The organism is Sphingopyxis sp. BSNA05, assembly GCF_013265645.1.
In the GTDB taxonomy this organism is placed as follows: domain Bacteria; phylum Pseudomonadota; class Alphaproteobacteria; order Sphingomonadales; family Sphingomonadaceae; genus Parasphingorhabdus.
This window is the reverse complement of sequence record NZ_PYIA01000056.1, coordinates 1-10,242: the sequence shown is the minus strand read 5'-3', so window position 1 is coordinate 10,242 and position 10,242 is coordinate 1. Positions and strand designations below refer to the sequence as shown.

At 46.7% G+C, this 10,242-nt stretch carries 11 protein-coding genes and 3 pseudogenes; 5 read left to right on the top strand and 9 right to left on the bottom strand.

From position 1 onward, the window contains the following. Positions 1 to 5: 5 nt before the first annotated feature. The gene (gene cls / locus C8024_RS05905) at positions 6 to 1,433 is read right to left on the bottom strand and encodes a cardiolipin synthase (RefSeq protein WP_173203448.1); all 1,428 of its coding nucleotides are present in this window, start codon (positions 1,431 to 1,433) and stop codon (positions 6 to 8) included. Positions 1,434 to 1,839: 406 nt separating this feature from the next. After that, on the bottom strand, positions 1,840 to 2,346 hold the full coding sequence (locus C8024_RS20025) for a hypothetical protein (protein ID WP_217272022.1): 507 nt from the start codon (positions 2,344 to 2,346) through the stop codon (positions 1,840 to 1,842). A 713-nt stretch (positions 2,347 to 3,059) separates the two neighbouring features. Here C8024_RS20025 and C8024_RS05895 point away from each other — a divergent pair. After that, positions 3,060 to 3,695 (top strand): hypothetical protein, encoded by a 636-nt coding sequence (locus C8024_RS05895; RefSeq protein ID WP_173203445.1) that lies wholly within the window; start codon positions 3,060 to 3,062, stop codon positions 3,693 to 3,695. A 229-nt stretch (positions 3,696 to 3,924) separates the two neighbouring features. Here the strand turns inward: C8024_RS05895 and C8024_RS21055 are convergent, their stop codons facing one another. The 4 genes and pseudogenes from C8024_RS21055 to C8024_RS21040 form a co-directional block, all read right to left on the bottom strand. Then, complete coding sequence (locus C8024_RS21055) at positions 3,925 to 4,368, bottom strand: hypothetical protein (protein ID WP_254305614.1); 444 nt, start codon at positions 4,366 to 4,368, stop codon at positions 3,925 to 3,927. Then, the gene (locus C8024_RS21050; RefSeq protein WP_254305613.1) at positions 4,359 to 4,610 is read right to left on the bottom strand and encodes an MATE family efflux transporter; all 252 of its coding nucleotides are present in this window, start codon (positions 4,608 to 4,610) and stop codon (positions 4,359 to 4,361) included. Before C8024_RS21050 ends, C8024_RS21055 begins: the two co-directional genes overlap by 10 nt. Before the next feature lie 29 nt (positions 4,611 to 4,639). Next, the gene (locus tag C8024_RS21045; RefSeq protein ID WP_254305622.1) at positions 4,640 to 4,912 is read right to left on the bottom strand and encodes a polysaccharide biosynthesis C-terminal domain-containing protein; all 273 of its coding nucleotides are present in this window, start codon (positions 4,910 to 4,912) and stop codon (positions 4,640 to 4,642) included. Between the two features lie 2 nt (positions 4,913 to 4,914). Next, positions 4,915 to 5,312, bottom strand: a pseudogene (locus C8024_RS21040) (MATE family efflux transporter). Positions 5,313 to 5,767: 455 nt separating this feature from the next. On the opposite strand from C8024_RS21040, the gene C8024_RS05885 reads away from it, so the two are divergent. Then, complete coding sequence (locus tag C8024_RS05885; RefSeq protein WP_173203443.1) at positions 5,768 to 6,625, top strand: mechanosensitive ion channel family protein; 858 nt, start codon at positions 5,768 to 5,770, stop codon at positions 6,623 to 6,625. 491 nt (positions 6,626 to 7,116) lie between these two features. Further along, positions 7,117 to 7,398 (top strand): hypothetical protein, encoded by a 282-nt coding sequence (locus C8024_RS05880; RefSeq protein WP_173203441.1) that lies wholly within the window; start codon positions 7,117 to 7,119, stop codon positions 7,396 to 7,398. Positions 7,399 to 7,433: 35 nt separating this feature from the next. Here the strand turns inward: C8024_RS05880 and C8024_RS05875 are convergent, their stop codons facing one another. Next, entirely contained in the window at positions 7,434 to 7,577 is a 144-nt protein-coding gene (locus C8024_RS05875; protein ID WP_173203439.1) for a hypothetical protein, read from the bottom strand. 269 nt (positions 7,578 to 7,846) lie between these two features. On the opposite strand from C8024_RS05875, the pseudogene C8024_RS23010 reads away from it, so the two are divergent. Next, positions 7,847 to 8,775, top strand: a pseudogene (locus tag C8024_RS23010) (glutaminase). A 211-nt stretch (positions 8,776 to 8,986) separates the two neighbouring features. On the opposite strand, the gene C8024_RS05865 reads toward C8024_RS23010, so the two are convergent. Both C8024_RS05865 and C8024_RS05860 read right to left on the bottom strand, forming a co-directional pair. Next, positions 8,987 to 9,214, bottom strand: a complete 228-nt coding sequence (locus C8024_RS05865; protein ID WP_254305612.1) for an AlpA family transcriptional regulator — start codon at positions 9,212 to 9,214, stop codon at positions 8,987 to 8,989. Further along, complete coding sequence (locus C8024_RS05860; protein WP_173203435.1) at positions 9,207 to 9,698, bottom strand: hypothetical protein; 492 nt, start codon at positions 9,696 to 9,698, stop codon at positions 9,207 to 9,209. The genes C8024_RS05865 and C8024_RS05860 overlap by 8 nt, the downstream gene beginning before the upstream one ends. A gap of 362 nt (positions 9,699 to 10,060) precedes the next feature. On the opposite strand from C8024_RS05860, the pseudogene C8024_RS20020 reads away from it, so the two are divergent. Beyond that, positions 10,061 to 10,242, top strand: a pseudogene (locus C8024_RS20020) (hypothetical protein); the annotation flags it as partial.

Genomic DNA, 10,242 nt, shown 5'->3' with positions numbered 1-10,242 from the left:
ATATTTTATAGCACTGGCCCCAGTGTTGCCATGGCGTTTTGCCAAATCCGACGCCAAATTGACCACCTCCCCACGCAGTCTAGTGTGATGCTATCTGAATCATCAATATATATATTTTGGCGCACCTGAACCGCAGCAGCGGTGCGCGCGCAATAGCACAGCAGATCATTTTCATAATTCAGATCAAAGCTTCGTAAATCCAAATTTGTTGATCCAACTACGGTTATTTGACTATCAATTGTGAGGGTTTTGGCGTGCAATAACCCGGGGACATACTCGTAGATCCTTATTCCGGCCGATAATAATGTTTTATAATAACTGCGGCTAACGGCTCCAACGATCCATGAATCGTTTCGAGCTGGGAAAATAAGCGAAACCTTTACACCGCGATGTGCAGCAGCCAATAAACTCGAAACAATTTCACTATCGGGCACAAAATATGGTGTTGATATTGTCAAAGTATCATGCGCGCTTCCTACTAGTGCAGTAAATAATTGGGACGATGCACCGTGCCTGCTAGTTGGACCATCTCCCACAACCTGTGCGATACAGCTGCCTTTGTTTGCTTTGGGTATAGGGTTTGAAAAATCTTCAAGGGAGTCTTCAGGATGATAATACATCCAGTCTGTTGCAAATAGCAGCTGATTCTGCGCCACTACTGGGCCGGTTATGCGTAACATAATATCGACCCACGGCGCGTATTCAGCCTTGATAAGAAACTCAGGGTCAGCGCAATTCTGGCTGCCACAATATGTAATTTGATTGTCGATAACCGTAATCTTTCGGTGATTGCGTAGGTCAATTCTACTGAACAAAGCAGATTTAATAGGGTGAGCAACCGACAGGACGACTTGTGTTCTTACGCCAGATACTTGCATTGCTTGCCATAGTTTTGACTTTATGAAGGCACGCGATCCGAGCCCATCGACCATAACTCGGCATGTGACCCCTCGCCTCGAAGCTCGCATTAGTGCTTCGGCCACTGTGGTACCAGTCACATCCTTTAACCAAATGTAATATAGGACATGTATATGCGTCTTGGCATTGTCTATATCTGCGACCAAATGTGCGACTGTATCTTGGGCATCACGCATGAGCGATGTGCTATTCCCTTCAACAGGCGTGAACATATTGATGGAAGTTGCGTAGCGCGCTAGCAACTGAAATTTTGGATCAACGACGGCCCTATTTTCTAGGATTATTTTGTTTAAGTCTAACCCCTTCTCTATTATATCTGCAATTATGCTCCGTCGGTCTTTTTGTACCTTCTTTCCAAACCGGGCTTCACCAAACAAGAAATATGTCAGGGCTCCCGCATAGGGCAGGACGAAAATGGTCATCAACCAAGCTAGTCGAGCAGGCGGGCGTAAGTCTTCGCGTAGAAGGATGCGAAGGGAAATTGTTAAAACAATGGCAATGTGTGCAAATAGCAATGCGAGGGGGAAAAAGTTATCTTACAGCTCCCTTTGAATTACATTTTAGACAGATGTAGCTTTGTCGAAACCGTGAAATCCATCGTTAGGATCTGGTACTACATAAATTGCCGAAATGGTAATAAAGCGTCCTGCTTTTTTAGAGCTTGCAGCTCGAAATTCCATTCAACATGCCTGTTTCAATATATTCTTCAAGCCGCCATGTTGGTGGTTAAACTAATGGCCGCGCGCAAGCAGCAATGGGTTGCTAGGTTCTCTTAAGATCTGACAAATTCTGTCTGCACCCCCAGCCCTTGTAGCTTTTTCTGAAAACAGATAGCAGCTAATTGCGAAACTAGGATATATCTGCTCAATATCTTGGTGATGTTTTAACCGCGACACTACCCGTACTTTCGATAATGACTGGCTAGAGTGCTTTCGACATCAAGAAGGGCATCGCGCAGACGCTCTTGGACGGATGCGCCATTATTTTTTCTGCGGAAAGTGTGGCCAAGTGCGCAGCGCATAAGTTGCGGGCTTCGCCCCAAGTAATATTCAGCGCTTCAGCCCATTTCCGAAATTCTTGTGCTGCACCCATGCGAGGCTCCAACGCCTTGGCGAGTGTAGGATGAAATTTTGTAACATCGGAGAAGCCGGCCAGGCGTGCCAAGGCTGGTAATCGCGCGTACATATAGGTGTCGTCAACATGGAGAGTTTTTGAAGTGAGGTGGTAGGCAAGAACCGATGAAAAATGCACATTTTCATCGGCAGAAATAAAGTCTACACCTTTTGGCACGGAAAATTGAAAGTCATCTGAAAATTGAGCATGCAAAGCGGGATCCTCTGATCGCATGGTCTCCCACGGCAATTCAGGAAATTTCGAGAGATGCCTTTCCGTGCCATACATTTTTGCTTTAGGAAATTGCCGATGCATTGCCTCAACATGCACGGTATGGAATGGATGCAAATTAATAACCGCCTCTAATTTGCTACCATTTCCAGTGATATTATTCAGTTCAACAGCTACCTCGCCGGAAAATGCATAGCTATCTAAAAAACAAATCGGCCGTTTGCCAACTTTACTAGCGAAGAGTGATTACCAATATTGACAATCCCGCCGATGCGAAAAGTACCGCGAATATTCCAAAAATCATCGGATATTTTTATAATTTTTCCATGAAATCCCTTTCCGCTTAAACTTCCGATCGCTCTCAATGGCGCACCTTTAGGCCGCGAAGATACTCTGATTCGTTGGCTGATTTTGGCATTGAACCGGAAAATAGGCTATACTGGTTTTTGCCAAGCTTTTCGAAAACAAGTAAAATTACCGGATTATCGCTGGTTATCGGCAAGTTTAGAAGCATTTATCATTGCGTAGTCGTTGAAAGAAACAGCCATAAAGTTCGAAACCAGTTCAAATTTTGAACAAAATTGAAACAAAGATCTGTTGACGAAATTCAAGGAAAGGTAATAAAAGAAGGCACTATCAAGTGGGATGAAATGCTCAAAAAAATGATTAATGCGAAGATCAAATATGTTCCGATAATTGCAATCCGTCACTGCCAAGCCGTTTACCGTTTCACGCACAATACAATTCCATCGTCTTAACACCGGTATATGACCAAAATCTAAGCCAGGAGATTCCAAATGACGCAACCTGACGAAACTACTGAGACTTACGACGTACGCGAAGTTGTATCACGTTTCACTAACGCTGATCAGTTCGAAAACGCGGTGGATGCGCTTCAAGAGCAGGGTGTAGACCGGGCCGATATATCGATGATTGCAAGCCATGATGCAGTAAAGAAGAAACTTGGGCATCTGTACAATTCTTCAGGCGATTTAGAGGATGAACGGAGCGTTCCGCAAAACCTGTTTGCAAGTCGCCATGACGTAACTGAAGGAAGAGCCGCAGTTATAGGATTGCCAACTTATATAGGCGGAATAGCCGCAGGATTGGCCGTTGTTGCCTCAGGTGGCACGCTTGGATTTGCCGCCCTGATTGCGGCGGCTGGCGCTGCCACTGGAGCGGGCGTTGGCGGGCTGTTTGCTCATGCCATTGGTGATCACCATGCTAAATACATGGAAGAGCAATTGGCCGCAGGCGGTTTATTACTTTGGGCCCGGGTACAAAATGATAACCAAGAGAAGGAGATTCTACAACTTCTCGAGAAGATGGGTGGTGAAGATGTTCACGCCCATTCCATTACCCGTTATTGGGGTAATGATGATGTACCATTACACGATTTTAATCCCGACCCATTTTTGGAACGCTTTCGTTAATCTTCATGCGAAGGACTTGGAATAACAACAAGCCGCAGAAACCATATTGCGGCTATCGCGAGACACAATTGAAGCGTTAGAACTAGAGTTCTTACAGCTGCTCGCAATTTTATAATTATGAACCTTGAGATGGTTCACGATATAAAATCCACTCATAAATCCTATATGTGTGTCGATATTAAATAGTGCTCGCGATCAAAATAAAAACGCCAGAATATACCTACCAAGGCTAGTCGATTGCAACCCAGCTTGGTTTGGAAACATCAGCCGCATGCTCAACCGGAACGCTGGCTTCCTGCTCTAGCGTACGGTCTGGTTGAGCAAACATTGAAGATTTTCGCCAACCACCAAACCGGTAATAGCAAAGAGCCATTGCCATAGAAAATGCGGAACTAACCGGGTAGGACCACCAAATAGCATCAGCGCCCCACTGAGGCTTCATCAAAACTGTAAAGCCAATCCGCACTACGATCATCGAAAATGCGATAATCAGCAGTGGCATGATTACAGCCCCGGTGGCGCGCACGGTTCCGAACGTCACCATCATTACCCCAAAGAGAATAAAGCTCCAACTGACGGTGCTATTGATATGTTCAGCTATGGGGATCGCGGGACTTGAAGAATCAAGAAAAAGCCCGAGTGCAAACCGGTCAGCGAAGTAGATCACCACCACCAAAATCCGGTGAGAGCAATATTTGCCATTATTCCAGATCGGGTAATCGCCGAAACACGATCCCACTTGCCTGCGCCAATATTTTGCGCCGCCATGGCAGAGGCGGCAGCGCCGAGCGCCATGGCCGGCATCTGGATGTAACTCCAGAGTTGAGCAGTGACGCCATATGCTGCGGCCGTATTGATCCCGTAACCGTTGACAAATCCGATCATCACAACTGCTGACCCGGAGACGACCAGCATCTGGAGCCCCATCGGGAAGCCTTTTTTGATTATGCTAAGCGATAGTTTTTAACCGGCCTGATATACAGCAACTCTGCTCCGCGCAGCCGGATCGTCAAATCTTTAGTATAAATATAAGCTATCATACCTATCAGCGCCATGCCTTGTGCGATGAATGTTGCCGTGGCCGAACCAGTAATGCCCATTTTAGGTGCAGGTCCAAGACCAAGAATAAAAATTGGATTAAGCGCTGTGTCGATAACAGCAGAAAGCGCCATAAATATGAGCGGCGTAGTGGAATCGCCTGCCCCGCGTAGCGCCATCATCAGAAAATTGAGAAAAACATGAAGGGGATCGCCAAGAAAATCACCCGCAAATAGCCCGTGGCAAGCGGGACAGCCGGGGCTGGTGTGTCGAGAAGATGGAGCAGCTCGGGCGTAAATATCCACCCGATAGCGGCTATTGCTATTGAAATAAAAAGAACCAGAATGCAGCGACACCTACGACCCTGCGGGCATCTTCAATATTACCGCGCCCGATCGCTTGACCGACCAAAATCGTTGCGGCCATGCCAAATCCGAACACCGTTCCGAGCATTAGAAACATAACCAGATTGGAGTTGGAAGTTGCCGTCAGCGCCGCTTCGCCAAGAAACCGGCCGATCCAGATGGCATTGATAGAACCATTGAGCGATTGCAGTACAGATGATCCCAGCGTCGGCAACGCAAAGAGCAGCAAGGTTGTGAAAATTGGACCCTGCGTCAAATCGCGGCCAGCTTGTCCACGTGTGTCAGCTATGAGAAATTGTCCTTTTGATCAAAAGAAGTGTCAATTGACTAAATCGTAACTGCAAATCGAAGTACAATCTGACTATTTGCAGCTGAACAGTAAAATTGGAAGATACTTTCTATATGTGACTTGTTTGTCGTGTCCAGCCGGACAGAATCTCCGATCGATTATTCGTAGCGCGAGTTTGCGACATATGGAGGATAGTTCTTTCAAAATAGCGGTGACCGGAGCGTTATGCTATACCAAAGCGGCCAAGTTCATTTTTCAAGGATGCGTCACCAGCATCAGGCAGAGCGCACCAAAACCACTCAACAATTATGTTGTGAGTGACTAATGAAGTTGCAGAATATTTATTTTCAGTTCGCTACCGATCCGGTTATGGATGCCAGATGCTAAAAGAACTCAATACAATTACGGCTAACATAGGCTCTTGGGAACAGGCACTCCTGAGTTTGGCTCTATTTGTGATCATCGGCCTCATATTATCGTCCTTATTCAATCGCATTATGCGCCGTATAATAAGGCGACAAGAGCAGACCGACCTCACCACCTTGCATTTCATGAAACAGTTTGGACGATTTGCGATCTGGATTCTCGTTTTGATGTACTACGCACATACGGTTCCAGCGCTTAATAGCCTAGGCACTGCTCTGTTAGCGAGTGCCAGTATCGCGTCAGTGGTGATTGGAATGGCCGCGCAAAGTACACTTGGCAATCTGATAGCCGGGTTTAGTCTGCTGATGTACAAACCGTTTCGTGTAGGAGACCGGATGCAAATTGTTGCCCCGAACAGTAACGGCGAAACCAATGCTGAAATAGCAACGGTAGAATCGATAACGCTTGGCTACACCATCCTAACAACACTTGATAACCGCCGAATTGTGATTGCAAATTCCGTAATTTCTACACAGGTTCTGGTTAATTTGAGCGCCATCGAAGAGCATGTGATTTGCATCGTTCCAATTAGTATTGGTTATTCCGAGGACATAGATATTGCTCGAAGCGCTATTCTTGATGTCGCAAGCCAGCATGAGTTATCCGAGGAGGTTATCAGGTGTTCTGTAACATCTTTGGGTGCTTCGAGCATTGATTTCTCTTTGCGCATCCGGTGCAGAGACAGTCAAGCGGCGAGACAATTGAAATTTGATATGTTTGAGTTGATCAAGAAACGCTTTGACAAGTTGGGAATTGAGATACCCTATTCCTATGTCAACGTTCTTCTACCGGCTATCAAAAACGCTGAATAATACCAATTTTTAGCCGACTATGACGCAAAATACCTATAGTTTCACTGTTCTGCCTAAACAGCAATTACAGAAGCCATTGAATCGGAATTTCTTATCACAAGCTTGAACGCTTACTTCGCCGGTTCAGTATGGTTGCAGCATCTGACTTAATCTCCGTCAGATTACGCACAAATGTTATTTACTGGTCTGATCTTCGACAATTTTTGTTGCCGGGAATAGGAGGCGATTTTCTGGAAAAAACGTTTCTGAATAAAACACTGCCACGCATTCGACCCAAGTTAATTGCGATTTTATCAGCACCGTAAAGAAAAACTAGCAATCAGCATGTATTAAATGGCATTCTCCACATGATGGATGTTAGTCTCCATAAATTTTATTGCCTTCGAGGCGATATTTTAGCTAGAAGCTAAAACAATCGATGAGCAGACTCTTGGTTCTACGATGAGCCTATCTTTTGTCGGTTACATCCAATGGTGAATAGGAGCCGAAAAATGATTGAACTGAAATATTGTACCGCCGTGATTATGGCATCGTTATTAGCAGCAACCGGTGCAGCCGCACAATCGGGTAGTACAGCAGACAAGACGGTCGACAGCGGTGTGAAGATTGTCAGTAAGGACGCCAAAGGAAAAGCGACTCGTGTCAGCGTCGATGGCAAAGAATATGCTGTGTGCATGACAGAGCAGCAGGACAGCTGCATCAATCCGCGTCAAGCTGGTCTGAATTTTGGCGATTGGCCACTAAAAAACTGGCCTGAAAAGAATAACAGATAAGGCAGGGCAAGCTTCTCACTGCCGAGGGCAACAATTCACGCCAGCTGCGAAAACTCTGAATCGGTCAGATTCCAGTTATAGGTTCCGCTCATGACGACACCGTATATCTGGAGCAGAATCAGTGTCATTACTTTGACCGTCGTGCCGAATATCTGACCGAAAAAGCCAGTGCCTGCCATCTACATTACTGCCACCGTCATGAACAGCAATGCGTCAATGCGAAAGGCAATAATCCTGATGATTAAGCGATTGCTGGGCAGATGATTGTTTAAGATGGCGAACGCGCCACCCAGCCGTCAGCAACTATGGCATTAATCATTCCATTGCGTTTGTAATTTAATGTACTGTCCTGGCATCGCTGCGAAAAGATAATTAAAATTGACGATAGCTATATAGATGAAAACGTCCTTTATCTGGCAAGGCTCTAAGACAAGAGAAAGGCAGATAAATGTCTGAGGAAATCCAAAACCACATTGATGCTGCTTTTACATTTGCAAGACGTTATTGCGGTCAAGGGCGCGTCGCCAATTATATACCGGCTCTGGCTGAAGTAGATCCTTCGAAATTCGGGATAGCCGTTGCCTTGCCAAATGGCGAATTTTGCTGTGCCGGCGATGCGGATGAGCTATTTTCAATTCAGTCCCTTTCAAAAGTTTTCACCCTGACACTCGCCCTTGAACGCCTCGGTGACGCTGTATGGGACTCTGTTGGAAGGGAGCCATCAGGTTCCCCATTCAATTCAATTGTGCAACTGGAAACTGAATGCGGCAAACCGCGCAACCCGCTTATTAACGCAGGTGCGATTGCGACAACCGATCGATTGATAGATGGCAGATCTGCTAATGCCACCATCGTTGATATCCTAGAGTTCATGAAAGGACGCGCCAACGACAAGTCTGTTTCAATCAATGACCATGTCGTAAAATCTGAGGCCGGAACCGGTTCCCGAAACCGCAGCCTAGCGCATTTCATGGCGGCATTCAAAAATCTCAACCATCCGGTTGAGACCAGCCTCGACGTTTATTTTAGTCAATGCGCTATCTCCATGTCCTGTCGTCAATTGGCGCGCGCGGCTTATTTCTTGCGTTTGGCGGGAATGATCCAATTTCCTCCAAGCGAATTATTTCTGCGGAACACTGCAGGCAGATTAACGCCGTCATGCTGGCATGCGGTCATTACGATAATTCTGGAGAATTTGCTTTTCGCGTCGGTTTGCCCGGCAAAAGTGGTGTTGGCGGCGGCATCCTTGCCATTGCGCCAGGTCGCGGTGCCGTTACAGTTTGGTCGCCGGGCCTGAATGAGGCCGGCACGTCGTTGGTGGGTTCCATCGCCTTGGAACATTTTACAAAGGCTATTGGATGGTCTGTATTTGAGTGAATGGTTTCGTTGGTGATTGAGATGCCGGCTTGAACTCAGGAAAAGCACCGGTTCGAGACTATTATCAGAATTTTTCATGAACCTTGCATCTTTCAAGCCTTCGGTATCCCGAAAATACGACAGTGCTAGAAGGCGATATTCAACGTGTCCCTTTGTAAATGATTTTATCGGCAGCAGATAGGTTTTCAATTGCGGTCTGTGGCATAGCCCATCATCGATCAGGGTTGTCATCCACCTTCGAGCTTATCCAGTCATCGACATCACTCTCCAGCCACCTGATGCTGTGATTGCTTATTGGATGGGGCCGAGGAAACTTCCCTTCATCCATCCAGCGATAGATTGTAGATCGCCCTAACCCCACGCGGTGCTGGACATCTTTCAGACGTAGCAATCGCGCGGACGGATATTGTGCCGCTTTGTTTAACTCAACATCAAGCATATCCGCCTCCATGTGTCCGATTAAGGCCATCACCCAAAAGTGCATCTTTTCGGGCTAGGTCGTCCATGTGCTCAGCGAGCAATCGCGCGACGCGTTTCGCTGTCCCGCCCGCCCAATGCGGTTTCACATCATGGAGGCGATCACCGAGTTGCGTTTCCAAAGCACTGGGCAGATTGCGGACCAGTTCTTCAAAGAAAAGTGCGAGGTCTGTCTGCAACCAGCTTGAAGCCCTGCCCTGATCTGCTGCGAGATAAAGAAGCAGATGGGCATGCGGCGATGCTCCCGTACCATATAGTATACGCAAGACCTCGCTCACCGTGGCTTCGCGTTTGCCCGCCAAGATGCGCCGCATCGTGCCCCGGTCTATTGCCGCCTCGCTTGCAATGCGCACTTGAGAACGGCCTGATGTCGAGGCGGCCTGATTAAGCAGCATAGATACGCCGGCTTTAATATGTGCTTCGGAAATTCCATTGGTTTCAGTCATGTCATTCATCCTGTCTTTAAGGGAACGAATCACCTGATATCTTGAACACCCACCTGTAGGAAAACGAAAAGAACATATAAAGAACAAATAGGAAATTGCGAATCACCTGATTCAGATTTCCTGTTCAAATGAAACCAGTTTCTGTTCAGTCTGGCGCAGCAGTCGTGCTGTGTTGAACAGTTCCGGACCATACGAGCGCAGCCGCTGCTCGTCGCTACCCAACTTCCCTCCAAATTGTCGCTTTTTGTTTGGAAGACCCACAATTTTCCATTTCCTGTTTTCCTACAGGCGGATCACTGACGCACAAAGAACATACAGCGAACACATGCTGTTTCATGTTTCTCAAGCGAAAGTGATTTTCCATGACTAATACCAACACCCAAACACGCCGCCGTGCATCCGATTACCTTATTCCAGCAACTGTAGCCCTATTATGTGCAACGGCTGCCTATGCAGGCGCGGACAATACCTTTGATCCGGCGCTCACAAAATTTACTGACTTTCTAGAAGGTTCTGGCGGTAAGATCATTACCGTTCTTAGCCT